At 70.5% G+C, this 24,520-nt stretch carries 25 protein-coding genes; 22 read left to right on the top strand and 3 right to left on the bottom strand.

Annotated features, from left to right (window positions below; translation table 11 throughout):
• The 5 genes from mraY to murC all read left to right on the top strand — a co-directional run.
• On the top strand, nt 1-899 hold an 899-nt coding region (gene mraY, locus ACFE86_RS11135; protein WP_375455399.1), incomplete at its 5' end, for a phospho-N-acetylmuramoyl-pentapeptide-transferase.
• Between the two features lie 103 nt (nt 900-1,002).
• Nucleotides 1,003-2,367, top strand: coding sequence for a UDP-N-acetylmuramoyl-L-alanine--D-glutamate ligase (gene murD, locus ACFE86_RS11130; RefSeq protein WP_375455398.1), 1,365 nt, complete (start codon nt 1,003-1,005; stop codon nt 2,365-2,367).
• Nucleotides 2,368-2,676: 309 nt separating this feature from the next.
• A complete protein-coding gene (locus tag ACFE86_RS11125; RefSeq protein ID WP_375455397.1) occupies nt 2,677-3,843 on the top strand; it encodes an FtsW/RodA/SpoVE family cell cycle protein in 1,167 nt (388 codons plus the stop codon).
• On the top strand, nt 3,840-4,949 hold the full coding sequence (murG, locus tag ACFE86_RS11120) for an undecaprenyldiphospho-muramoylpentapeptide beta-N-acetylglucosaminyltransferase (protein WP_375455396.1): 1,110 nt from the start codon (nt 3,840-3,842) through the stop codon (nt 4,947-4,949). The genes ACFE86_RS11125 and murG overlap by 4 nt, the downstream gene beginning before the upstream one ends.
• Nucleotides 4,950-4,998: 49 nt before the next feature.
• Complete coding sequence (gene murC / locus ACFE86_RS11115; protein WP_375455395.1) at nt 4,999-6,405, top strand: UDP-N-acetylmuramate--L-alanine ligase; 1,407 nt, start codon at nt 4,999-5,001, stop codon at nt 6,403-6,405.
• Between the two features lie 17 nt (nt 6,406-6,422).
• On the opposite strand, the gene ACFE86_RS11110 is transcribed toward murC, so the two are convergent.
• Nucleotides 6,423-6,806, bottom strand: coding sequence for a helix-turn-helix transcriptional regulator (locus ACFE86_RS11110; RefSeq protein ID WP_375455394.1), 384 nt, complete (start codon nt 6,804-6,806; stop codon nt 6,423-6,425).
• A gap of 10 nt (nt 6,807-6,816) precedes the next feature.
• Complete coding sequence (locus ACFE86_RS11105) at nt 6,817-7,068, bottom strand: type II toxin-antitoxin system RelE/ParE family toxin (RefSeq protein ID WP_375455393.1); 252 nt, start codon at nt 7,066-7,068, stop codon at nt 6,817-6,819.
• A gap of 55 nt (nt 7,069-7,123) precedes the next feature.
• Between ACFE86_RS11105 and murB the strand changes: the two genes are divergently transcribed.
• The 11 genes from murB (at nt 7,124) to ACFE86_RS11050 (ending at nt 18,440) form a co-directional block, all read left to right on the top strand.
• Nucleotides 7,124-8,044: a UDP-N-acetylmuramate dehydrogenase gene (murB, locus tag ACFE86_RS11100; protein WP_375455392.1), complete on the top strand. Its 921-nt coding sequence runs from the start codon at nt 7,124-7,126 to the stop codon at nt 8,042-8,044.
• 44 nt (nt 8,045-8,088) lie between these two features.
• Nucleotides 8,089-8,322 carry an AbrB/MazE/SpoVT family DNA-binding domain-containing protein gene (locus tag ACFE86_RS11095; RefSeq protein WP_375455391.1) on the top strand — a complete coding sequence of 78 codons (234 nt, stop codon included), beginning with the start codon at nt 8,089-8,091 and terminating at the stop codon, nt 8,320-8,322.
• Nucleotides 8,309-8,677, top strand: coding sequence for a type II toxin-antitoxin system PemK/MazF family toxin (locus ACFE86_RS11090; protein WP_375455390.1), 369 nt, complete (start codon nt 8,309-8,311; stop codon nt 8,675-8,677). The genes ACFE86_RS11095 and ACFE86_RS11090 overlap by 14 nt, the downstream gene beginning before the upstream one ends.
• A gap of 21 nt (nt 8,678-8,698) precedes the next feature.
• Nucleotides 8,699-9,622 carry a D-alanine--D-alanine ligase gene (locus ACFE86_RS11085; RefSeq protein WP_375455389.1) on the top strand — a complete coding sequence of 308 codons (924 nt, stop codon included), beginning with the start codon at nt 8,699-8,701 and terminating at the stop codon, nt 9,620-9,622.
• Nucleotides 9,589-10,533, top strand: a complete 945-nt coding sequence (locus ACFE86_RS11080) for a cell division protein FtsQ/DivIB (RefSeq protein ID WP_375455388.1) — start codon at nt 9,589-9,591, stop codon at nt 10,531-10,533. The genes ACFE86_RS11085 and ACFE86_RS11080 overlap by 34 nt, the downstream gene beginning before the upstream one ends.
• 59 nt (nt 10,534-10,592) lie before the next feature.
• Nucleotides 10,593-11,915, top strand: coding sequence for a cell division protein FtsA (gene ftsA / locus ACFE86_RS11075; protein WP_375455387.1), 1,323 nt, complete (start codon nt 10,593-10,595; stop codon nt 11,913-11,915).
• A 107-nt stretch (nt 11,916-12,022) separates the two neighbouring features.
• Nucleotides 12,023-13,735, top strand: a complete 1,713-nt coding sequence (gene ftsZ / locus ACFE86_RS11070) for a cell division protein FtsZ (protein WP_375455386.1) — start codon at nt 12,023-12,025, stop codon at nt 13,733-13,735.
• A gap of 452 nt (nt 13,736-14,187) precedes the next feature.
• The gene (gene lpxC / locus ACFE86_RS11065; protein ID WP_375455385.1) at nt 14,188-15,135 is read left to right on the top strand and encodes a UDP-3-O-acyl-N-acetylglucosamine deacetylase; all 948 of its coding nucleotides are present in this window, start codon (nt 14,188-14,190) and stop codon (nt 15,133-15,135) included.
• 259 nt (nt 15,136-15,394) lie between these two features.
• Nucleotides 15,395-16,270 carry an outer membrane protein assembly factor BamD gene (locus ACFE86_RS11060; protein WP_375455384.1) on the top strand — a complete coding sequence of 292 codons (876 nt, stop codon included), beginning with the start codon at nt 15,395-15,397 and terminating at the stop codon, nt 16,268-16,270.
• Nucleotides 16,271-16,441: 171 nt separating this feature from the next.
• Nucleotides 16,442-18,109 carry a DNA repair protein RecN gene (recN, locus tag ACFE86_RS11055; protein ID WP_375455383.1) on the top strand — a complete coding sequence of 556 codons (1,668 nt, stop codon included), beginning with the start codon at nt 16,442-16,444 and terminating at the stop codon, nt 18,107-18,109.
• Between the two features lie 136 nt (nt 18,110-18,245).
• Nucleotides 18,246-18,440: a hypothetical protein gene (locus tag ACFE86_RS11050; RefSeq protein WP_375455382.1), complete on the top strand. Its 195-nt coding sequence runs from the start codon at nt 18,246-18,248 to the stop codon at nt 18,438-18,440.
• 67 nt (nt 18,441-18,507) lie between these two features.
• Here the strand turns inward: ACFE86_RS11050 and ACFE86_RS11045 are convergent, their stop codons facing one another.
• Complete coding sequence (locus ACFE86_RS11045; RefSeq protein WP_375455381.1) at nt 18,508-18,765, bottom strand: hypothetical protein; 258 nt, start codon at nt 18,763-18,765, stop codon at nt 18,508-18,510.
• 263 nt (nt 18,766-19,028) lie between these two features.
• Between ACFE86_RS11045 and pstS the strand changes: the two genes are divergently transcribed.
• The 6 genes from pstS to phoB form a co-directional block, all read left to right on the top strand.
• On the top strand, nt 19,029-20,069 hold the full coding sequence (pstS, locus tag ACFE86_RS11040) for a phosphate ABC transporter substrate-binding protein PstS (RefSeq protein ID WP_375455380.1): 1,041 nt from the start codon (nt 19,029-19,031) through the stop codon (nt 20,067-20,069).
• 158 nt (nt 20,070-20,227) lie between these two features.
• Nucleotides 20,228-21,202 carry a phosphate ABC transporter permease subunit PstC gene (gene pstC / locus ACFE86_RS11035; protein WP_375455379.1) on the top strand — a complete coding sequence of 325 codons (975 nt, stop codon included), beginning with the start codon at nt 20,228-20,230 and terminating at the stop codon, nt 21,200-21,202.
• A gap of 11 nt (nt 21,203-21,213) precedes the next feature.
• Nucleotides 21,214-22,101, top strand: a complete 888-nt coding sequence (gene pstA / locus ACFE86_RS11030) for a phosphate ABC transporter permease PstA (protein WP_375455378.1) — start codon at nt 21,214-21,216, stop codon at nt 22,099-22,101.
• Nucleotides 22,102-22,224: 123 nt separating this feature from the next.
• Nucleotides 22,225-23,043 (top strand): phosphate ABC transporter ATP-binding protein PstB, encoded by an 819-nt coding sequence (gene pstB / locus ACFE86_RS11025; protein ID WP_375455377.1) that lies wholly within the window; start codon nt 22,225-22,227, stop codon nt 23,041-23,043.
• 56 nt (nt 23,044-23,099) lie between these two features.
• Nucleotides 23,100-23,813 carry a phosphate signaling complex protein PhoU gene (gene phoU, locus ACFE86_RS11020; protein ID WP_375455376.1) on the top strand — a complete coding sequence of 238 codons (714 nt, stop codon included), beginning with the start codon at nt 23,100-23,102 and terminating at the stop codon, nt 23,811-23,813.
• Between the two features lie 112 nt (nt 23,814-23,925).
• Nucleotides 23,926-24,520, top strand: a 595-nt coding sequence (gene phoB, locus ACFE86_RS11015) for a phosphate regulon transcriptional regulator PhoB (protein ID WP_375455375.1), incomplete at its 3' end; no start/stop codon positions are given.

Here is a 24,520-nt window from a genome sequence, read left to right as displayed (position 1 = left end):
AGACCCACCTGCTGACCAAGCGCGGCACGCCGACCATGGGCGGGCTGATGATCCTCGCCGGCGCAATCGTCGCGATCCTGATGTGGGCCAACCCGCGCAACCACTACGTCTGGATCACCCTGGTCGTGACGCTCGGCTTCGGCGCGATCGGCTTCTACGACGACTACCTCAAGGTCACGCGGCAATCGCACAAGGGCTTCTCCGGCCGGTTCCGCCTCGCCCTGGAGGCGCTGATCGCGGTCGCGGCCTGCTACGCGATCGCCTACTTCTCGCCCGCGAGCCTGCAGAACCAGCTCGCCTTCCCGGTGTTCAAGGACGCGCTCTTGAACCTCGGCTGGTTCTACGTGCTGTTCGGCGGCTTCGTCATCGTCGGCGCCGGCAACGCCGTGAACATGACCGACGGCCTCGACGGGCTCGCCATCGTCCCCGTGATGATCGCCTGCGGCACCTTCGGCGTGATCGCCTACCTCGTCGGCAACTCGTTCACCGCGAGCTACCTCCAGGTGAACTACGTGCGCGACACGGGCGAACTCGCGGTGGTCGCCGGCGCGGTGATCGGCGCGGGGCTGGGCTTCCTGTGGTTCAACGCGCCGCCGGCGCAGATCTTCATGGGCGACACGGGTTCCCTGTCGCTGGGCGGCCTGCTCGGCGTCGTGGCGGTGGCCACCAAGCACGAGATCGTGCTCGCCCTCGTCGGCGGCCTGTTCGTGCTGGAGATCATGTCGGTGATCATCCAGGTGGCCTCGTTCAAGCTCACGGGCAAGCGCGTCTTCCGCATGGCGCCGATCCATCACCATTTCGAGCAGAAGGGCTGGAAGGAGCCGCAGGTGGTGATCCGGTTCTGGATCATCGCGGTGATCCTGGCGCTCGCCGGGCTGGCCACGCTCAAGCTGCGGTGAGGGGTATGGTATCGGAAATCCGGCAAGCCCGACATGGATCGGGAATGCGGACGGAACAGTGGCCCGCGCGGCACGACCCGCGCCCGATCGATGGGACGCTTTAATGACGCCCGTCACCACCTTCGCCGGCCGGCGGGTCGCCCTGTTCGGCCTGGGCGCCTCCGGCCTCGCCACCGCGCTGGCGCTGAAGGCCGGCGGCGCGGCCGTCGTCGCCTGGGACGACCATGCCGAGGGGGTCGCGAAGGCGAGCGGGCAGGGGATCGAGACCGCGGACCTTCGCGAGACCGACTTCTCGCAGTTCGCTGCGCTGATTCTGTCTCCCGGCGTGCCGCTCACCCACCCGGCCCCGCACTGGACGGTGGCGCTGGCCGAGGCCGCCGGCGTCGAAATCCTCGGCGACATCGAACTGTTCTGCCGCGAGCGCAGAAAGGTCGCGCCGGGCGCGCCGTTCGTGGCGATCACCGGCACCAACGGCAAGTCGACCACCACGGCGCTCGTCGCCCACATCCTTCGCGCGGCCGGGCGCGACGTGCAGATGGGCGGCAACATCGGCACCGCGATCCTCTCGCTGGCGCCGCCCGCCGCGGACCGCGTCCACGTGGTCGAGCTGTCCTCGTTCCAGATCGACCTGACGCCGTCGCTGGACCCGAGCGTCGGCGTGCTCCTTAACATCACGCCCGACCACCTCGACCGCCACGGCACCTTCGCGCAGTACGCCGCGATCAAGGCGCGGCTGATCCAGGGCTCTGACCTGGCCATCGTCGGCATCGACGACGGCCCGAGCCGCGCCATCGCCGAGCGCCGCGCCGACAGGCTGGTGCGCATCCACGTGCCCCGCGGCGCGGCGCTGAGCGCAGACGCGCTCACCGTCCGCGACGGCGTGGTCTCGGATCAGGCCGGGGCGCCGATCGCGAACGTCGCCGCGATCCGCTCGCTGCGCGGGGCGCATAACGGGCAGAACGCGGCGGTGGCCGTCGCCGTCGCCCGGTCGCTCGGGCTCGACGATGCGGCGATCCAGGTGGGCCTGGAGAGCTTCCCGGGCCTGCCGCACCGGATGGAGGAGGTGCGGGTGCGCGGGCGCGTGCTGTTCGTCAACGATTCCAAGGCGACCAACGCCGATTCCACCGAGAAGGCGCTCACCGCCTTCCGCGACATCCACTGGATTCTCGGCGGCAAGGCCAAGGACGGCGGCATCTTCCCGCTGGTCCCGTATTTCGAGCGCATCGCCCACGCCTACCTGATCGGCGCGGCCTCGGACAGTTTCGCCGCGACGCTCGAGGGCGCCGTGCCCTACACCCGCTGCGCGACGCTCGACGCCGCGGTCGCCGCCGCCGCCGCAGGCGCTGCGGCGTCGGCTGCGCCGGAACCGGTGGTGCTGCTCTCGCCGGCCTGCGCCTCCTACGACCAGTTCCGCAGCTTCGAGCAGCGCGGGGACGTGTTCCGGGATCTGGTGCGGGCGCTGGATTGAGAGGCGCCCCGGTCCTTTCACCAATTCCGTCATTCCGGGGCTGCGCAGCAGAACCCGGACCCTGAGGGCCGCGCCGGAGGCGTGCAATCCATAACCGCTGCGCGCGCCCATCATAGCTGCGTCGGCGGCTATGGATTCCGGGTTCGCCTCCGGCGCCCCGGAATGACGGGCGGGAAAAGGGATTCAGATCGGATCTCTGCGATCGCGACGCCAGGGACCGTGCCTAACAATCCGTTTACCATTCCGGCACAGGATCGCAGCCGACCGTCGTGCGCCCCGCGCGACGCCTCGCAAGGTCGTCGCACGCCCATGATGTCCCGCGCGGAACGCACGCCCCTGACCGACTGGTGGTGGACGGTGGATCGCGGCCTGCTCGCGGCGCTCAGTGCCCTGATGGTGGCCGGCCTCGTGTTCCTGATGGGCGGCGGGCCGCCGGTGGCCGAGCGCATCGGCCTGCCGACCTTCTACTTCCTTAACCGCCAGGCGATGTACCTCGCCCCCACCATCCTGCTGATCTGCGCGGTCTCGTTCCTGAGCCTGCGCGGCATCCGCCGGCTGGCGCTCGGCACCTGGATCGCCGGCGTGGTCCTGTGCGTGCTGGCGGGCAAGTTCGGGCCGGAGATCAAGGGCGCGCACCGCTGGATCCAGTTCGGCGCGTTCGGCCTCCAGCCCTCGGAATTCGTCAAGCCCGCCTTCGTGGTGGTGGCCGCCTGGGCGTTCTCGGAGGGCGCGCAGCGGCGCGACATGCCCGGCGGCCTGCTCGCGATCCTGCTCCTGCCGATCACCATCGTGCCGCTGCTGCTCCAGCCCGATTTCGGGCAGACGATGCTGATCACGCTGGTGTGGTGCGCGCTGTTCTTCGTGGCCGGCCTGCACCTGATCTGGGTGGCCGTGCTCGGCATCCTCGGCCTGGCCGGGGTGTTTGCCGCCTACACCGTGTTCCACCACGTGCGCGAGCGCTTCGACCGCTTCCTCGACAAGGATTCCGGCGACAGCTTCCAGACCTTCTGGTCGCAGGAATCGTTCCGCTCCGGCGGCTGGTTCGGCACCGGGCCGGGGGAGGGCGTCGCCAAGCGCCACCTGCCCGACGCGCACACCGACTTCATCTTCTCGGTCACCGGCGAAGAGTTCGGCGTGCTGGTCTGCCTCTGCCTCGTCGCGTTGTTCGCCTATATCGTGCTGCGCGGGCTCAAGCTCGCGCGCCGCACCGACGACACCTTCTCGAGGCTCGCCATCACCGGACTGATCACGCTCTTCGGCCTCCAGGCCTGCATCAACATGGCGGTGAACACCCAGCTCATGCCGGCCAAGGGCATGACGCTGCCGTTCGTGTCCTACGGCGGCTCGTCGCTGATCTCGCTCGCGCTCGGCATGGGCTTCCTCGTCGCGCTCACCCGCAAGCGCCCGCACACCACGATGCCGAGCCGCAAGCCCCCCGGCACCGCGCCCGCCACCGTCGCCGGGGTGATGCGGTGAGCGTGTTCACGCCCACCGTCCTGCTCTGCGCCGGCGGCACCGGCGGCCACCTGTTCCCGGCCGAGAGCCTCGCCCACGCTTTGCGCGCCCGCGGCATCCGCGTGGTGCTCGCCACCGACGCGCGGGTCGACGCGATCAGCGGCGACTTCCCGGCCTCCGAGATCGTCACCATCGCCTCCGCCACCCCGTCGGGCCTCTCGATGATCCGGTGCGCTGCCGCCGTGCTGACGCTCGGGCGCGGCTTTGCCGAGGCCGCGAAGGCGGTCAGGCGCATCAATCCGGCAGCCATCGTGGGCTTTGGCGGCTACCCGACCGTGCCGCCGATGCTCGCCGGGCAGATCCTGCGCGTGCCGACCATCATCCACGAGCAGAACGCCGTGATGGGCCGCGCCAACGCGTTCCTGGCACGCGGTGCCCGCACCATCGCCACCGGGTTCGAGGAGGTGCGCGGCGTCCCCGACAAGGCGCGAGCGCCCCGTATCCACACCGGCAACCCCTTGCGCCCGGCGGTGATCGAGGCCGCCAAGATCGCCTACCCGCCGCTCGGGCCCACCGACGCGCTCCACCTGCTCGTATTCGGCGGCAGCCAGGGCGCGCGGGTGATGGGCGAGGTCGTGCCGAAGGCGATCGCGCAGCTCCCCGCGGATCTCCGTGCCCGCCTCCACCTCGTGCAGCAGGTCCGCCCCGAGGACCTCACCGCGGTGCAGAACGACTACCTCGCCATGAACCTTGCAGGGATCGAGGCGGCGCCGTTCTTCAAGGACCTGCCGGCGCGGATGGCGATGAGCCATCTCGTGATCGCGCGCTCGGGCGCCTCGACCGTCTCGGAACTCGCAGCCATCGGCCGCCCGTCGATCCTCGTGCCGCTGCCGGGCGCGCTGGACCAGGACCAGGCGGCCAACGCCGCGACGCTCGCCAAGATCGGCGCGGCGCTGGCGGTGGCGCAGAGCGCGTTCACCCCGGACCGCCTCACCGCGGAACTGGTCGATGCCTTCGAGAACCCGTCGAAATTGACCGCGGCGGCCGACGCGGCGAAAAGCGCCGGCATCCACGATGCCGCCGAGCGGCTCGCCACGGTGGTCGTCGACACGGCCGCCCGCACCTGATTCTTCGGGACTTCGCGTCGGCGAATCCCGTCATCGAACGGTTCTTCCCATGAAGCTGCCCGACAAGCTCGGCCCCATCCACTTCATCGGCATCGGCGGCATCGGCATGTCCGGCATCGCCGAGGTGATGCACAACCTCGGCTACACGGTGCAGGGCTCGGACGCCTCCGACAACGCCAACGTCCGGCGGCTGGCGGACAAGGGCATGAAGACCTTCGTCGGCCACGCGGCGGGCCATGTCGCGGAGGCCGGCCTCGTCGTCGTCTCCACCGCGATCCGCCGCGACAACCCGGAGCTGATGGCCGCCCGCGAGGCCCGCCTGCCGGTGGTGCGCCGCGCCGAGATGCTGGCCGAGCTGATGCGCTTCAAGTCTTGCGTCGCCATCGCCGGCACGCACGGCAAGACCACCACGACCTCGCTGGTGGCCACGCTGCTCGACGCAGGCAACCTCGATCCGACGGTGATCAACGGCGGCATCATCAACGCCTACGGCACCAACGCCCGCATGGGCGAGGGCGAGTGGATGGTGGTGGAGGCCGACGAGTCGGACGGCACCTTCCTCAAGCTGCCGGCCGATGTCGCCATCGTCACCAACATCGACCCGGAGCACCTGGATCATTTCGGCTCGTTCGACGCGGTCAAGGAGGCGTTCCGGCGCTTCATCGACAACATCCCGTTCTACGGCTTCGCGGTGATGTGCACCGACCACCCCGTGGTGCAGGACATGGTCGGCCACATCGAGGACCGGCGCATCATCACCTACGGCGAGAACCCGCAGGCGGACGTGCGCCTCATCGACGTGGACCTGAAGGGCGGCCAGAGCCGCTTCCGCGTGATGATCCGCGACCGCCGCCCCGGCTTCCGCCTGGAGATGGAGGACCTGGTCCTGCCGATGCCGGGCAAGCACAACGCGCTCAACGCCACCGCGGCGCTGGCCGTCGCGCACGAACTCGGCGTGTCCCCGGACGCGATCCGCAAGGCGCTGGCCGGCTTCGGCGGCGTCAAGCGCCGCTTCACCCGCACCGGCGATTGGAACGGTGCCCAGATCTTCGACGATTACGGGCACCATCCGGTGGAGATCAAGGCGGTGCTGCGGGCCGCGCGCGCCTCGACCGACGCCAAGGTCATCGCCGTCGTGCAGCCGCACCGCTACTCGCGACTCCAGTCGCTGTTCGACGATTTCTGCACCTGCTTCAACGACGCCGACACGGTGATCGTCGCTCCCGTCTACGCCGCGGGCGAGGCGCCGATCGAGGGCATCGACCGCGACAACCTCGTCGCCGGCCTGCGCTCGCGCGGCCACCGCGATGCGCAGCCGCTGGAGCGTTCGGAAGACCTCGCGGGGCTCGTCGCCGCGCATGCCAGGCCGGGCGATTACGTCGTGTGCCTGGGCGCCGGCAACATCACGCAATGGGCCTACGCGCTGCCGGGGGAACTGGCGGCGTTGCAGGGGTGAGGCGCGGGATTGCCGCGTCAGACCGCGTCGGGGACGATGTCGTCGATGTCGATGCCGAGCGCGCGGGCCAGCCGCGCGTGGAGTCCGGGGTCCGCGATGTCCTCGCCGCGCTCCAGCGCCGCGATCGTCGTCTCCGACACGGCGCAGTCCCGCGCCAGCGCATCGATGGACGTGCCCCGGCGCGCCCGCCAGAAGGCCAGCGGGCTCGGCGCGGCGCGCAGGGCGTCGAGATCGGCTTCGGTCAGAAGCTCTTCCGTTCCCGACCGGAGCCTATCCTGCGAGGCATCGATGATCCGCTCGTCGAGGGCATCCTCGGCGAGTTCGCGCAGGCGCTCGAACTCGGCCTCGGGCAGGATCACGATCGCCTCCCCGGCGGGAGTCTTGGTTCGCACGATGGTCACGGTTGTGTTCCTAGCCGTAGATCGAGCCGCGGGGTCCGATCGCATGGACGATGATCCGATCCGCCTCGATCGTGAAGACCGCGCGCCAATCGCCGATGCGCAGGCGATAGCGGTCCCCCTCGCCCTTGAGCGCCTTGACATTGTTGGTCAACGTATCGGGATCGGTGGCGTATTGTCGGAGCTTGTTCCGGATCAGGTCCCCGGTCGCCGGCGGCATCCGCCGCAACGCCCGTGTCGCTGCGCGGGTCAGGACGACGCTCATTTCCATGTCCCTGCCCTCCCGTCATCCGCACCGGCCGACCGGACGATCGCATAACATGACCGCGTCCTCTCTCATCGACGCCCTCCGCGCCGCCGCTCCCGGGCTCCGGGGCCGGCTGCTGGCGAACCCGTCGCTCGCCGACCTGACGTGGTTCCGCGTCGGCGGGCCGGCGCAGGTGCTGTTCACGCCGGCCGACGCGGAAGATCTCGCCCACCTCCTCGCCGGCCTCGATCCCGCCATCCCCGTCACGGTGATCGGGCTGGGCTCGAACCTGATCGTGCGCGACGGCGGCGTCCCCGGCGTAACCGTCCGGCTCGGCGGCAGGGCGTTCGGCTCGGTCGCGATCGAGGGCCAGACGCTGCGCGCCGGCGCCGCCGTCCCCGACATGCGCCTCGCCAAGGCCGCGGCGGAGGCGTCGCTGGACGGCCTCGCGTTCCTGCGCGGCATCCCCGGCTCGGTCGGCGGCGCGCTGCGCATGAACGCCGGCGCGCATGGCGGAGAGACCACCGACGTGCTGGTGGAGGCCGCCGGCATCGACCGGCGCGGGAACCTGCGCACGTTCACCCAAGCCGAGATGGGCTTCTCCTACCGTCACTCCACGGCGCCCGAGGACGTGATCTTCACGGGCGCCCTGTTCCGCGGCCGCCCCGGCGACCGTGCGGCGATCGAGGCGGAGATGGCGCGGGTGACGGCGGCGCGCGAGGCGGCGCAGCCGATCCGCGCGCGCACCGGCGGCTCGACCTTCAGGAACCCGGACGGCGCGAAGGCGTGGCAGCTCATCGACGCCGCCGGCTGCCGCGGCCTGACGCTCGGCGGGGCGCAGGTCTCGGAGATGCACTGCAACTTCCTGATCAACCGCGGCGGCGCCACCGCCGCCGACATCGAGGGCCTGGGCGAGGAGGTGCGCAGGCGGGTCCGTGAGACGAGCGGCGTCACGCTGCACTGGGAGATCAAGCGGATCGGCGTCGATCGGTAAGGCGTAAGATGGTAAGGTGTTGGTCGACACGAGGGCCCGATCCGATGCGTGCAGCTTCCGTCCGAACGGCGTTCTCGAAGGTTTCGGTGAAGAGCCAGACCGTTCTGCCGGCCGAGGTCCGTGAGCGGCTGGCGATCCGTCCCGGCGACCGGGTACGCTACGTCATCACGCCCGACGGCGTCCGGATCGAGAAGGCACCCTCCGAAGTCGAAGATCCCTTCGTCGCCTTCACGGAATGGGCGAGCCAAGCCGACGAGGAAGACTATGCCGATCTCTGACCCCGACGGTCTCCGTCCGGGAACCGTCGTCGTAGTGCCGTTTCCGTATTCGGATCGTCTGGCTGAGAAGCGCCGGCCTGCGGTCGTCATCTCCGGCTCGACAGTTGCCGACGCCGGGTTCGTCTGGATCGCCATGGTCACGAGCGCGAGAAATCCTACAAAGACTGGCGACCTGCCGATCGACGACATCGCGCATGCGGGCCTGAAGACCGCGTCCGTCGTTCGGCCGGTCAAGATCGCCTGCATCGAGCAGGAGCGCGTCCTGAAACGGATCGGCGACTTGCCCCCGGATGCGGCGGAGCGACTCTGCGGGCGCATACGGGACATGGTCGGCACGTCCCGAAGCCTTTCCTGATCTCTCGTTCCGGAGCCCCCCATGTCCAAGCACGTCGCCGTCCTGATGGGGGGCACCTCGGCCGAGCGCCCGGTCTCGCTGAATTCGGGCGCGGCCTGCGCCGACGCGCTCGAAGGGGAGGGCTACCGCGTCACCCGCGTCGATGTCGGCGCCGACATCGCGACCGTGCTCACCGGGCTTGCCCCCGACGTCGCCTTCAACGCCCTGCACGGGCCGGCGGGCGAAGACGGCACCATTCAGGGGCTGCTGGAGATCCTGCGTATTCCCTACACGCATTCCGGCGTGCTGGCTTCCGCGCTCGCCATGCACAAGGAGCGGGCCAAGGTGGTGATGCGGGCGGCCGGCGTCAGCGTTCCGGAGGGCCGGGTCGTCAACCGGCAGGAGGCGGCGCGGTCACACCCAATCGCGCCTCCTTACGTGGTCAAGCCGGTCTCCGAAGGCTCCTCGATGGGGGTGATCATCGTGCGCGACGGCCGCTCGCACCCGCCCCAGATCCTCGGATCGGAAGAATGGGTCTACGGCGAGGACGTCCTCGTGGAGACTTACGTTGCCGGCCGCGAACTCACCTGCGCGGTGATGGGCGACCGGGCGCTCGGCGTGATCGAGATCCGGGCGGCGTCGGGGGGCTGGTACGACTACGACGCCAAGTACGCGCCGGGCGGCTCGATCCACGTGCTGCCGGCCGATCTTAAACCAAATGTTTACCAGCGTGTCCAAGAGTTGTCGTTAACGGCGCATCAAGCACTGGGCTGCCGGGGCGTCAGCCGTGCCGACCTTCGCTACGACGACACGCCCGGCGGAACCGGCGCGCTCGTCGTCCTGGAGGTCAACACGCAACCCGGCATGACCCAGACCAGCCTTGTGCCGGACATGGCCGCCCACGCTGGGTATCGTTTCGGTGAGTTCGTCCGATGGATGGTGGAGGACGCTTCCCTGGGCCGCTGAGCCCCGCCGGGCACCCCCGCGCGCAAGGGCCCGCCGCACGCCTCCTCGCCCGGCTGCCCGGCTTCCTCCGCCGCTCCGACTCGCTGCGCCGCGGCCGGCCCGGGCCGTCGCTCGCCGAGCGCCTGCCCCGCGGGCTCGGCGCGATCGGCATCGGTGCCGCCTTCGCCGCCCTGGCGCTCGCCGGCTTCGTCGCGAGCGGGCGCTACGACGGCTTCGTGTCCGAGAACGGCCGCCCGCTCGACATCCTCGCGCGCCTTTGTGGCTTCGGCGTCGAGCGCGTCACCATCTCCGGCATCTCGCGGATGTACGAGCGCGAGGTGCTGGCCGCCGCCGGCATCGACTGGCGCTCGTCCGTGCCGTTCCTCGACGTTGCCGACATGCGCGAGCGGCTGCTGCGCGTGCCGCTGATCGCCTCGGTCTCGGTGCGCAAGGTCTATCCCCGCGAGATCGTCGTCAACCAGGTCGAGCGCGAGCCGGCGGCCCTGTGGCAGCGCAACGGCGAGATCAGCGTGATCGCCGCCGACGGCACGGTCATCGATACGATGCGCGACGACCGCTACGCGAGCCTGCCGCTCGTCGTCGGCGACGACGCCAACGGCAAGCTCGGCGAGTACCTCGCGCTGGTCGCCGCCGCCGGGCCGCTGGCCGAGCGCATCCGCGCCGGCACCTACGTCTCGGGCCGGCGCTGGACGCTGAAGCTCGACGGCGTCGACATCCGCCTGCCCGAGATCGAGCCCGCCGCGGCGCTGGCGCGCCTGGTCGCCCTGGAGCGCGCCAACCGCCTCCTGGAGAAGGACATCATCGCGGTCGACCTGCGGATGCCCGACCGGGTCGTGGTCCGCCTGACGGAGGAGGCGGCGGCCGCCCGCGCCGAGGCGCAGAAGAAGACGAAGAAGGGGACCGCGACGTGAGCCACGCCCGGAGACCTGTCCCGCCCGCCCGTCTCCCGTCCTTCGTCCGGTAGCACCCGATGCATTCCCAGCACGGCCTGACGCCCCGCCTGAAGCCGCTCTCGGCCCGCCGCAGCACGACGCTGTCGGTGCTCGACATCGGCACCAGCAAGGTCGTCTGCCTCATTGCCGAGTTGCAGCCGGCCGAGGCGCTCTCGACGCTCAAGGGCCGCACGCACCTGGCCCGCATCATCGGCATCGGCCACCAACGCTCGCTCGGGCTGAAGGGCGGCGCCATCGTCGACCTGGAGGCCGCCGAGGGCGCGATCCGGCAGGCGGTGCACGCCGCCGAGCGGATGGCCAAGGTCGAGGTGCAGTCGGTCATCGTCAACATGAGCGGCGGGCGGTTGGCCTCGCAGCACTTCCAGGCGCGGGTGAACGTGCGCACTGGCACCGTCACCGGCGCGGACGTGGAGCGGGTGCTGGAGACGGCCAGCGCCCACGGCGTCAGCCCCGGCCGCGCCGTGCTCCACGCGCTGCCGACCGGCTACGCGCTCGACGGCCAGGGCGCGGTCATCGATCCCTCGGGCATGATCGGCGAGGCCCTCGGCGTCGACCTGCACGTGGTCACCAGCGAGGCGGCTGCCGCCCGCAACGTCATGCTCGCGGTGGAGCACTGCCACCTCGGCGTCGAGGCGGTGATCGCCACGCCCTACGCCGCTGGCCTCTCCGCGCTCGTGGACGACGAGGCCGAGATGGGCGTCTGCGTCGTCGACATGGGCGGCGGCACGACCAGCGTCGGCGTGTTCTCCGGCGGGCATCTCGTCCATTGCGACGCCATCGCGGTGGGCGGCCACCACGTCACCATGGACATCGCCCGCGGCCTCTCGACCCGGGTCGCGGCGGCCGAGCGCCTGAAGACCCTCTACGGCTCGGCCATCGCCACGCCGTCCGACGAGCGCGACATGATCGCGGTCCACGGCGTCGGCGACGACGAGGGCGAGACGCCGGCCCACGTGCCGCGCTCGCAGCTCGTGCGGATCATCAAGCCCCGCGTCGAGGAGGTGGTCGAGCTGGTGCGCGACCGCCTGCGCGAGGCGGGGTTTGCCGCCCAGGCCGGGCGCCGCGTGGTGCTCACGGGCGGCGCGAGCCAGCTCGTCGGCCTGCCCGAAGTCACCCGCCGGGTGATGCAGGGCCAGGTGCGGATCGGCCGCCCCCTCGGTATCCGCGGCCTGCCCGAGGCCGCCAAGGGACCGGCCTTCTCGGCGGCCGTCGGCCTGCTGGTCTACCCGCAGGTCGCGCATGCCGAGCACTTCGAGCCGCGGGGGCAGGGCGCCTTCGCCGGCACCGGCACCGACGGCTACATCTCCCGGGTCGGGCGCTGGCTGCGGGAGAGTTTTTAGGCACGAGGCGCGATCCCCGGCGAGGGGACCGCGCGACGACGACGATCGACGCCTTCGCGAAGGCGCCAAAACGGAAACGCGTACACGGTCACGAAGGGCTCGACACCATGGCCATCTCTCTCCAGGCGCCTGACATCCGCGAACTCAAGCCCCGCATCACCGTGTTCGGTGTCGGCGGCGCCGGCGGCAACGCCGTCAACAACATGATCGAGTCGGGGCTGCTCGGCTGCGAGTTCGTCGTCGCCAACACCGACGCGCAGGCGCTGACCTCGTCCAAGGCCGAGCGCGTGATCCAGATGGGCATCGGCGTGACGCAGGGGCTCGGGGCCGGCTCGCACCCGGAGGTCGGCTCGGCCGCCGCCGACGAGGTGATGGACGAGATCCGCGACCAGCTCTCGGGCGCGCACATGTGCTTCATCACCGCCGGCATGGGCGGCGGCACCGGCACCGGCGCGGCGCCGGTCATCGCGCGGGCCGCCCGCGACATGGGCATCCTGACGGTCGGCGTCGTGACCAAGCCCTTCCAGTTCGAGGGGGCGCGCCGGGCGCGCGTCGCCGAGGCGGGCATCAACGAGCTTCAGAAGAGCGTCGACACGCTGATCTGCATCCCGAACCAGAACCTGTTCCGCGTCGCCAACGAGAAGACCACCTTCGCCGACGCCTTCGCGATGGCCGACCAGGTGCTCTACTCGGGCGTCGCCTGCATCACCGACCTGATGGTCAAGGAGGGCCTGATCAACCTCGACTTCGCGGATGTCCGCGCGATCATGCGCGGCATGGGCAAGGCGATGATGGGCACCGGCGAGGCGTCGGGCGAGAAGCGCGCCAGCCGCGCGGCCGAGGCCGCGATCGCCAACCCGCTGCTCGACGACGTCTCGATGAAGGGCGCCCGCGGCCTGCTGATCTCGATCACCGGCGGCGCGGATCTGACCCTGTACGAGTTGGACGAGGCCGCGACGCGGATCCGCGAAGAAGTCGATCAGGAGGCCAACATCATCCTCGGCGCCACCTTCGACGAGAGCCTGGACGGCATCATCCGCGTGTCGGTGGTCGCCACCGGCATCGAGCCGGCGCTGATCGCGGCCAACTCCCCCAACAACAAGGACATCGCCGAGACCGAGCAGCGCATCGCCGAGGTCGCCGAGCGCCTGCGCTCGGAGGCGCGCGCGCGCGCGGCGCAAGCCGCCCCGGGCTTCCGCCCCGCGCCCGAGCCGGCCGTGACCCAGGCCGCCGCTGCGCCCGTGCCGTCGGCGCGGCTCCAGGCGCCCGAGCCCGCGCCGCTCCCCGAGGCCCGGATCGAGCCGGCCGCGATGATGCGCGACGACATCGTGCTGACCCAGGCCCAGCCCCGTGCCGCCGCACCGTTCGTGCCGGTGCCTGCGCCGGAGCCGGCAACCCAGCACCATGCCGGCCCGTTCATGCCGCCGCGCCCGGCCGCCCCCGTCGCGGCCCCGCTCACCCGGGCGCCGCGGATGCCGCAGATCCACGAACTGCCGGCGATCGCCCAGAACCAGATCGCGGCGAGCCGCGGCGAACAGACGGAGGCCCACGGCGACACCAAGCGCACCAGCCTGCTGCGCCGGCTGGCCACCGTCGGCTTCGGCGGTCGCCGCGAGGAGGCCGAGGGCGCCCCGGCGCCCCGCGCTCCCGCGCCCCAGGTCCCGATGCCGCCGGCCCCGCGGGTGCAGGCGCCCGTGGCGCCGCAGTACCGCCCGGCCCAGGGCAACCTCGACGCCCAGGGGCGCCTCGCGCCCCAGCCGCGGATGATGGACGACGACCAGCTCGAGATCCCGGCCTTCCTCCGCCGCCAAGCGAACTGATCGAGCGAACTGATCAAGCGAACGGATCGGGCCGCGCGTCCGGCATGCGCGCCGGACGCGCGTTTTGCATCGCACCATCGTTCCGCCGGTTCGCGAGGGCCGGCGGATCTTTGCGGTTCCGAACCCCGTCGGACGGGCTCCGGCCCGGGGGCGTGATGCTGCCCGGCCACAGCATGACCGGGCTGTCGAGGGGTTGTTAACCATTCTTTAACACTTTGAATTAGAAGGGTAATTCAGGTCCCGCGACGCACCCGCGTCTGTAACAGAGCGTAAGAAAGCGTGATTTGGTCGGGCTGTGCGGTGCAGCTATAAAAATGCCGGACGAACGAAAAGCGCGGCGGTTTCCGGACCGAAAGCGCACGCAGGGGCTTCAAGCAGCGGACGGATCGGAAGGCGTCGGCACCACGCGGTCAGCGGGGTGGCGTTGCCGGATCGCGGCCGAGGGCTAAGGAATGCGGACGAACCAACAAACGACACTCAAGGGCGCGGCCGTGCTGAGCGGCATCGGCGTCCATTCCGGAAGCCCGGTGGCGATCAGGCTTCGCCCGGCTCCCGCGAACCACGGCATCGCCTTCCTCCGCACCGGAACGGCCTCCGGCAACGACCGTCTCATCAAGGCCAGCCACGCCTGCGTCTCGGCGACCGAACTCTGCACCGTGATCGGCGACGTCGAATCCGGCGCGGTCGCCACGATCGAGCACCTGATGTCCGCCCTCTACGGATTGGGCGTCGACAACGCGCTGATCGAGATCGACGGGCCCGAGATGCCGATCCTCGACGGCAGCGCGCTTCCCTTCGTCAAGGCGGTCGATTCCGTCGGCATCGTGCAGGGCGGCGGCGCCCGCCGCTGGATCAAGGTCCTGCGCCACGTCCGCATCGAGGTGGGCTCCGCCTTCGCCGAGCTCCGCCCGATCGACCGGGGCTTCCGCCTCGACGTGGAGATCGATTTCGACAGCCCAGTGATCGGCCGCTCGCGCAAGGCGATGGACCTAACCGCGGCCACCTATCGCCGCGAGATCGCGCCCGCCCGGACCTTCGGCATGATGAAGGACGTGGAGCGGTACTGGAAAGCCGGCTTCGCGCTCGGCGCCTCGCTGGAGAACACCGTCGCCGTCGGCGAGACCGACGTGATCAACCCGGAGGGCCTGCGCTTCTCCGACGAGTTCGTCCGGCACAAGTTCCTCGACGCGGTCGGCGACCTCGCGTTGGCCGGCCTGCCGCTCCAGGGCGCCTACCGGTCCTATTGCGGCGGCCACCGCATGAACGTCGGCATCCTCGACCTCCTGTTCTCCGACCGCGCCAACTACGCGATCGTCGAGGCGCAGGCCACGCGCCGCGAGACCGCGCGCGCCGAGTTCGGCGTCGGCTTAGGGCTTGCCGCCTTCGCCGGCGACCTCTGAAGACGTCACCCGCCGCGATGACGCGCCTGCCCGCCCTTGTGGCCGGCAAGCCACAGGCGCCTGCCGATCTCTGGCCCCGTGGAACTGCCGCTTTCGCGCCCGAATCGGCCGTCACGGTGGCTCGTCCGTGAAGAGCGCGGCGACCCGGTCGGCAGTGGCCGACCGGGTCGGGTAGGTCGTTGCGCTCCGATACGAACCCATGATGGCTCAACGGCGCGTCCCCGTGCAGGACCGCGCCCGTTCGGGGAAAGTACCGCCAATGCCCGTGATCCTTCGCCCCCGCAGAGCGACGGCTGCCGTGCTCATCACCGCGCTCGGCCTTGGCCTCGGCGGCTGCGACTTCGACCCGACGGGCTTGTTTGCCGAGAAGTACAAGCCCGAGGTCGTGGCGGACGTGCCGGCGGACAAGCTCTACAGCGAGGGCCTCGCGCGGATCGAGGACAGCGACTACGAGGGCGCGGTCAAGAAGTTCGACAGCCTCGACAAACAGTATTCGTATTCCGACTGGTCGCGCCGCGCCCTGTTGATGACGGCCTACGCGAACTACGAGGGCCAGAAGTACGACGACGCGATCTCCGCCTCGAAGCGGTACCTGCAGCGCCACCCGGCGAGCAAGGACGCAGCCTACGCGCAGTACCTGATGGCGATGTCGCAGTACAAGCAGATCCCCGACGTCACCCGCGACCAGGACCGCTCGGAGAAGGCTCTCGTCGCTCTCCAGGAGCTGGTGCAGAAGTATCCGACCTCGGAATACTCCACCGACGCCAAGGCCAAGATCCAGATCACCCGCGACCAGCTCGCCGGCAAGGAGATGGAGGTCGGGCGCTACTACCTGGAGCGCCGCAACTTCCCCGCCGCGATCAACCGTTTTCGCGACGTGGTCAGCAAGTACCAGACGACCCGCCACGCCGAGGAGGCGCTGGAGCGCCTGACCGAGGCGTACATGGCGCTCGGCATCACCGCCGAGGCGCAGAACGCGGCGGCCGTGCTCGGGCACAACTTCCCCGACAGCCCGTGGTACAAGGACGCCCACGCCCTCCTCCAGACCGGCGGGCTGGAGCCGCGCGAGGAGAAGTCCTCGTTCCTGAGCAAGATCTACCGTTCCGTGATGGGCCGGACCGCGGCTGCCGAGTAGCCTGATCCGGTCACGGCGGGACGCGATCGCGGGCGGCGCTTCGGCTCCGCCCGTTTCGCATTTCGAGGGTGCGGGAGCGCCGCGCTGCGCCTACATGACGGCTTCACGATTCCCGCAGACATCGGCGGCCCCGCCTCGCGGGTCGCGGCCCCGGAGACTCGAAGGCGCGGCATGCTCGTGCAGCTCGCGATCCGCGACATCGTCCTGATCGACCGGCTCGAACTGAACTTCACCGACGGGCTCAGCGTGCTCACCGGCGAGACCGGCGCCGGCAAGTCGATCCTGCTCGACGCGTTCAGCCTCGCGCTCGGCGGGCGCGGCGACGGCTCCCTCGTGCGCCACGGCGAGGCCCAGGGCGGCATCACCGCCGTGTTCGACGTCGGCCTCGACCACCCCGCCCGCCGGATCGCGGCGGAGGCCGGGATCGACACCGAGGGCGACCTGATCCTGCGCCGCACCCAGATGGCGGACGGGCGCACCCGTGCCTTCGTCAACGACCAGCCGGTCGGCGTGCAGGCGCTGCGCGCGATCGGCGCGGCGCTCGTGGAGATCCACGGGCAGCACGACGACCGGGCGCTCGCCGATGCTGCCACCCACCGCGCCATCCTCGACGCCTTCGGCGGCCTCCACGGTCCGCTCGCCGCCGTCGCCGAGGCGTCGCGGGGGGTGCGCGCGGCGCGCGCGACGCTCGTCGGGCACCGCGCCCGCGTCGAGGCCGCCCGCCGGGAGGCCGACTTCCTGCGCCACGCCGTCGCGGAGCTGGCCGCCCTCGATCCGACCCCCGGCGAGGAGGCGACGCTGGCCGAGCGCCGCACGGTGATGCAGCAGAGCGAGAAGGTCGCGCGCGAGCTCAACGACGCGCTCGCCGCCGTCGGCGGCTCGCATTCGAGCGTGCCGCCGCTCTCCTCCGCCCTGCGCAAGCTGGAGCGCCGCGCAGCCCAGCTTCCGGCGCTGGTCGAGCCCTGCGTCGCCGCCCTCGACGCGGCGCTCGTGGCGCTGGACGAGGCCCGCGCCGTCCTCGACGCGGCCTTGGCCGAGGCCGAGTTCGACCCGCGCGAGCTGGAGCGGGTGGAGGAGCGCCTGTTCGCGCTGCGCGCGAGCGCGCGCAAGTACGATGTCGCCGCCGACGGTCTCGCCGCGCTCCGCGACCGCTACGAGGCCGACGTCGCGGCGATCGATGCCGGCGAGGCGGCCTTGGCCGGCCTCGAGGCCGTGCTGTCCGTCGCCGAATCGGCCTACGCGAAGGCGTCGGAGAAGCTCAGCGCCGGGCGCAGGCGCGCGGCCAGGCAGCTCGATGCCGCCGTGAAGGCCGAACTGCCGCCGCTGAAGCTCGAGCGCGCCCGCTTCATCACCGAGATCGTCACCGATCCCGAATCGCGGGACGCCGCCGGGACCGACCGGGTCGCGTTCTGGGCGCAGACCAATCCCGGCACGCGCCCCGGCCCGATGATGAAGGTCGCGTCCGGGGGCGAACTCTCCCGCTTCATGCTGGCGCTGAAGGTGGTGCTCGCCGACAAGGGCTCGGCGCCGACCCTGATCTTCGACGAGATCGACACCGGCGTCGGCGGCGCCGTCGCCGACGCGATCGGCGCGCGCCTCGCGCGCCTGTCCGCCGACGTGCAGGTGGTGGCGGTGACCCACGCGCCCCAGGTCGCGGCCCGCGCCCGCACGCACTTCCTCATCGCCAAGGATTCGGTGAAGGGCGCCGGGCGCGTCGCCACCCGCGTCGCCGCGCTCCCCGTCGAGGCGCGCCGCGAGGAGATCGCCCGGATGCTCGCCGGCGCCACCGTCACCGACGAGGCCCGCGCCGCGGCCACGCGCCTGCTCCAGGGGGCGTGAAGGCCGGTGCAGAGACGGTCAACCCTAACGATCGCTTAAGCGTAACCTCCCGTTAACCATCCCGCACGAGACTAGTCCCATCCGGGAGGGCCAGCGATTCGCGCCCTCCGGCGCGTTCGTGTTCCGGGAGGGAGCCATGCCCCAGGCCGCTGCCAAGTCCGAAGCCTGTCCGTCCGGTCGGGGCCTGTCCGGCATCGACACCCACCGCCTCGGCCAGAGCCTGCGCGCGGTCTACGAGGACACCGTCGACAAGCAGCCGATCACCGATTCGCAGGTCGACCTGCTCCTGCGCCTGCGCCGCAAGGAACGGGACCAGCGCCGCAGCGCCTGACGCTCGCGAACGCGTCTGCCGACCGGAGGACCGCCCCCCGCCCTGCGCGGGGTTGCGGCGCAAGGGATCACCAGCGGCGTGCACCGGGGCGGCGGCGGTACTCGGTCGCCCGGATGCGCGTGAGGACCATGTCGAGGCTCGAGAGCATCGTCGCCTCCTCGGCCCGCGCCCGCGCGACCTCGTCGGCATCCTTGCTGAAGCTCTGTCGCGCCTTCGCCAGGGCGAGGTCGCGTTCCAGCATCGCGCGCTCGGCGTGGAGCGCGTGATAGGCGGTCTCGTCGGACTGCGCCGCGCGCGGGGGCGCGGCGGGCGGATCGTTGGCCAAGGCTCGACCTTCCCGTCCGATCCGCCGCGGCGGAATGCGCGCGGCCGGCCTCGGAACCGGGTTGAAACGCGCGAGCCGCGCAAACCGTGCCATGTCGCGCCGGGACGCCCGGCGTCCGCCGTGTCATCCGGCTGTCATCTGCATGGCCTACCGGCGGCAACGTCGAGCGATGCCGCTGCGGCGGCCGGACCGTCCGGCCGGGCGCGCGGGCCCCGGCGCGCGGATCGTGCGACCGGCACGCCCGACGGACAACGGAGATGCACGTGAAACGCTTCACCTACGCGCTCGCGCTCGCCCTCGCGGCGGCCCAGTTCGCGCTGCCGGCAGCCGCCGCCGACATCACCGGCGCCGGCGCGACCTTCCCGTTCCCGGTCTACTCGAAGTGGGCGGAAGCCTACCGCAAGGACACCGGCACCGGCCTGAACTACCAGTCGATCGGCTCGGGCGGCGGCATCAAGCAGATCCAGGCCAAGACCGTCGATTTCGGCGCGACCGACGCGCCGCTCAAAGGCCCGGCGCTGGAGAAAGACGGCCTCGTCCAGTTCCCGACCGTGATGGGTGGCGTCGTCGCCGTGGTGAACATCCCCGGCGTCGAGCCGGGCAAGCTCAAGCTCACCGGCGAGATGATCGCCGACATCTACGCCAACCGCATCACCAAGTGGTCCGATCCGAAGATCGCCGCGCTGAACGACGGGCTGAAGCTCCCCGACGCCAACATCACCCCCGTCTACCGCTCGGACGCGTCGGGCACGACCAACATCTTCACCACCTACCTCAGCCAGGTCTCCGAACCCTGGAAGAAGGAGTTCGGCGCCGCCACCACCGTGAGCTGGCCCGCCGGCCAGGGTGGCAAGGGCAACGAGGGCGTCACCGCCACCGTCAAGCAGGTGCCGAACGCGATCGGCTACGTCGAGTCGGCCTACGCCAAGCAGAACAAGCTCAGCTACGCGCTGATCCGCAACAAGGCCGGCAAGTTCCCGCAGCCCGACGACAAGGCGTTCCAGGCCGCCGCCGCCAGCGCCGACTGGAAGAGCCAGCCTGGCTTCGGCATCACGCTCACCGACCAGGCCGGCGAGAACGCTTGGCCGATCACGGCGGCGACCTTCATCCTCGTCCACAAGGACCCCGCCGATCCGGCGAAATCCGCAGACGTGCTGAAGTTCTTCGACTGGGCCTACAAGAACGGCGACACCCTCGCCTCCGATCTCGACTACGTGCCGCTGCCCGACAACGTCGTCGGCCTGGTTCACGAGGAGTGGAAGCAGGTGAAGGGCAAGGACGGCAAGCCCGTCTTCGGGATGTGAGGATCGCGGGCCTGTGAGGATCGCGTCGGCCTGACGTGCGTGACCACGCGGGCGGCCACCGGGAAACGCGGTGGCCGCCCGATCTTGCAAATCGATGGCCGTCCCTCGCGCGCAACGGCGCGGCGCGCTACCACGGCAGCGGGTGAAAAGAACAGCGGATGACGGCCTTGACTGAACGGATCGCCCTGGCGAGTGCCGGGCCGCGCGCACGAAAAGCTCCGAGCAAGGGCTTCGACGCCCTGTTCCGCGCCGCCGCCTACGGCTCGGCCCTGCTCGTGTTGCTGGTGCTTGCCGGCATCCTCGGCTCGATCCTGTACGGCGGCTGGCCGGCCTTCCGCACGTTCGGCTTCGGCTTCCTCACGTCGAGTGTCTGGAACATCGGAACCGAGCAGTACGGCGCGCTGGTCGCGGTGACCGGAACGCTGGCCTCGGCTCTGCTGGCGCTGGTCATCGGCGTGCCGATCTCGCTCGGCATCGCGGTCTACCTGACGCAGCTCTGCCCCGGCTGGGCGCGCAAGCCCGTCGGCATGACGATCGAGCTGCTCGCTGCCGTGCCGAGCATTATCTACGGGATGTGGGGCCTGTTCATCTTCGCGCCGCTGTTCGCGCGCTTCGTGCAGGTGCCGGTCTCGAATGTCGTCGAGGGCCTGCCGATCGTCGGCACGCTGTTCTACGCCCGCGTGCCGTCCGGCGTCGGCGTGCTCACCGCCGGCATCATCCTGGCGATCATGATCGTGCCGTTCGTGGCCTCGATCGCGCGCGACATGCTCGACCAGATCCCGACGATCCTGCGCGAGAGCGCCTACGGCATCGGCTGCACCACCTGGGAGGTGGTGCGCCACGTCCTGGTGCCGCAGGCCTCGGTCTCGATCATCGGCGCGATCATGCTCGGCCTCGGCCGCGCGCTCGGCGAGACCATGGCGGTGACCTTCGTGGTCGGCAACGCCAACCGGCTCTCGGCCTCGGTGTTCGACCCCGGCTCGACCATCGCGTCCCGCATCGCCAACGAGTTCAACGAGGCCGACGGCATGCAACTGAACGCGCTCATGGCGCTCGGCTGCATCCTGTTCGCGATCACCTTCGTCGTCCTGATCATCGCCCGCTTCCTGACGCGCCGCGTCAAGGTCGCCTGAAGGGTTCCGCCATGGACGCCACCAACCCGCTCGTCGCCCAGGCCGCCCGGCCCGGCCGCATCCGCGGCAGCCGCCGGGTCGCCGATCGGACGCTGCGCATCGCCTGCCTGCTGGCGACCGTGCTCGGGGCGTTCGTGCTCGGCTCGATCCTGCTGATGCTCATCGTCGAGGGCGTGCGCGGGTTCTCGCCGGCGCTGTTCACGGAAGCGACGCCGGGGCCGGGCTCGGAAGGCGGCGGCATCGCCAACGCGATCCTCGGCAGCCTGGTGCTCACCGGCATCGGCATCCTCGTCGCGACGCCCGTGGGGCTGATGGCCGGCACATACCTAGCCGAGTACGGCCGCGGCTCGAAGCTCGCCGAGGTGATCCGCTTCCTCAACGACATCCTGCTCTCGGCGCCCTCGATCCTGATCGGCCTGTTCGTCTACACCCTGATGGTGCGGCCGATGGGGACCTATTCCGGCTGGGCCGGGGGCGTCGCGCTGGCGATCATCGCCACGCCCGTGATCGTGCGCACCACCGAGGACATGCTGCGCCTCGTGCCTGGGACGCTGCGCGAGGCGGGCGCGGCGCTCGGCGCCCCGCCCTCGAAGGTGATCATGAGCGTGACGTGGCGGGCAGCGTCCGCCGGCATCGTCACCGGCATCATCCTGGCGCTCGCCCGCATCGCCGGCGAGACCGCGCCGCTGCTGTTCACGGCACTGAACAACAACTCCTGGTTCGGCGCGAACCTGATGGGCGGCGTCGCGAACCTGCCGGTGATGATCTACCAGTTCGCGCTCTCGCCCTATCCGAACTGGCAGGCCCTCGCCTGGGCCGGCGCGCTGCTCATCACCATGACGATCCTGCTGCTCTCGATCGTCGCCCGCTTCGTCATCAAGCCGCAGCGCGCGCGCTGAGGGCTCCCACGGACATAAGTGCTTCGTCTCACGACGCGGTTCCTCTTCGAAGGCCGGTTGAACCGAAGCACTTGTGTCCGTGGGGACCCTGACCCGCCGCCGGCATCCACGAGGAACCAGACGATGAACGCCGCCCCCGCGATCAGCGCCTCCCAGTTCGAAGGCCGCAGCACGGCCGACGAACGCGCGCCCATCCGCATCAGTGCCAAGGACCTGAACTTCTACTACGGCCCGTTCCACAGCCTGAAGAACATCAACCTCGATTTCCACGACCGGCAGGTCACCGCGCTGATCGGCCCGTCCGGCTGCGGGAAGTCGACGCTGCTGCGCACCTTCAACCGGATCTACAGCCTCTACCCGGAGCAGCGGGCGGAAGGGCAGGTGCTGCTCGACGGGCAGAACGTCCTCGATGCGAGCGTCGACCTCAACGAGCTGCGCTCGCGCATCGGCATGGTGTTCCAGAAGCCGACGCCGTTCCCGATGTCGATCTACGACAACGTCGCCTTCGGCCTGCGGCTCTACGAGAAGCTGCCCAAATCCGAGCTCGACGGTCGGGTGGAGTCGTCGCTGCGCAAGGCGGCTCTGTGGGACGAGGTCAAGGACAAGCTCAAGCAGTCCGGCATGGGCCTGTCGGGCGGCCAGCAGCAGCGCCTGTGCATCGCCCGCACCGTGGCGCAGAGCCCGGAGGTGATCCTGTTCGACGAGCCGACCTCGGCGCTCGATCCGATCTCCACCGGCCGCATCGAGGAACTGATCGAGCAGTTGCGCGCCGAGTTCACCATCGTCATCGTCACGCACAACATGCAGCAGGCAGCGCGCATCTCGCAGTTCACGGCGTTCATGTATCTCGGCGAACTGATCGAGTTCGGGCCGACCAACCGCATTTTCATGAACCCGTCGGTGCGCCAGACCCAGGACTACATCACCGGCCGCTTCGGCTGAGCCGCCCGCGCTTCTTCCGAGCCCGCGCCCTTCGGGCCGATCGAGGACACACGCCCATGCCCGGCCACATCGTCAGCTCCTACGACACCGAACTGGAGGACCTGCGCCGCTCGATTTCCGAGATGGGCGGCGTCGCCGAGAAGATGATGACCGAGGCGACCGACGCGCTGGTCCGCCGCGACACCGCGCTCGCCCAGGCCGTGATCGCAGCCGACAAGCGCCTCGACACCCTCCAGCGCGACATCGAGGAGCGCGCGGTGCTGCTCATCGCCAAGCGCCAGCCGCTGGCGATCGACCTGCGCGAGACCATCTCGGCGATCCGCGTCTCGGGCGACCTCGAACGCATCGGGGATCTCGCCAAGAACATCGCCAAGCGCGTCGTGGCGATCAGCGACCAGGCCCAGGCGCAGAAGATCGTGCTCGGCGTGCAGCACATGAGCGACCTCGTGCAGGAGCAGCTCAAGGACGTACTCGACGCCTATGCCAGCCGCGACGTCAAGGCCGCCCAGGACGTGTGGGCGCGCGACGGCGAGATCGACGCGCTCTACAACTCGCTGTTTCGCGAGCTCCTGACCTACATGATGGAGGACCCGCGCAACATCTCGTTCTGCACCCACCTGCTGTTCTGCGCCAAGAACGTCGAACGCATCGGCGACCACACCACCAACGTCGCCGAGACGATCCACTACCTCGCCACCGGCGAGACGCTGGCCGGCGACCGCCCGAAGAACGACGCCTCGAACTACGCGACGGTGACGCCGGCCGGGTGAGCGACGGCTGCCGGATGGTGCGCGGGTCCCTTCTCCCCCTGGGAGAGGGGCCTGTCGGCGCCATAGGCTTTGCGAGATGAGGAATCGGGCGGTCCGCCTGGGAGTGCCCTGCATGCGTACGCGGATTCTGATCGTCGAGGACGAGGAGGCGTTGACGACCCTCCTGCGCTACAACCTCGAAGCCGAGGGTTTCGCGGTCGATGCCGCGGCGCGCGGCGACGAGGCGGAACTCCGCCTGCAGGAGCAGGTGCCGGACCTGATCCTGCTCGATTGGATGCTGCCGGGGCTGTCGGGAATTGAGCTGTGCCGCCGGGTGCGGGCGCGGCGCGAGACGGCCTCGCTACCGATCATCATGCTGACCGCCCGTGGCGAGGAGGGCGACCGCATCCGCGGGCTCGGAACCGGCGCCGACGACTACATCGTCAAGCCGTTCTCGGTGCCGGAACTGCTCGCCCGCGTCCGGGCGCTGCTGCGGCGGGCCAAGCCCGGCCACGTCGCCAACCTGCTGGAGGCGGGCGACATCGAGCTCGACCGCGACAGCCACCGCCTGCGCCGGGCGGGAAGCGAGATCCATCTCGGGCCGACCGAGTTCAAGCTGCTCGAATTCCTGATGCAGAGCCCTGGCCGGGTCTATTCCCGCGAGCAACTCCTCGACGGCGTCTGGGGCCACGACGTCTACATCGACGAGCGCACCGTCGACGTGCATG

It is taken from the genome of uncultured Methylobacterium sp., from assembly GCF_964244095.1.
Taxonomy (GTDB): Bacteria; Pseudomonadota; Alphaproteobacteria; order Rhizobiales; family Beijerinckiaceae; genus Methylobacterium.
Note: the sequence above shows the minus strand (reverse complement) of the source record. Positions and strands in the feature narration are given on the sequence as shown.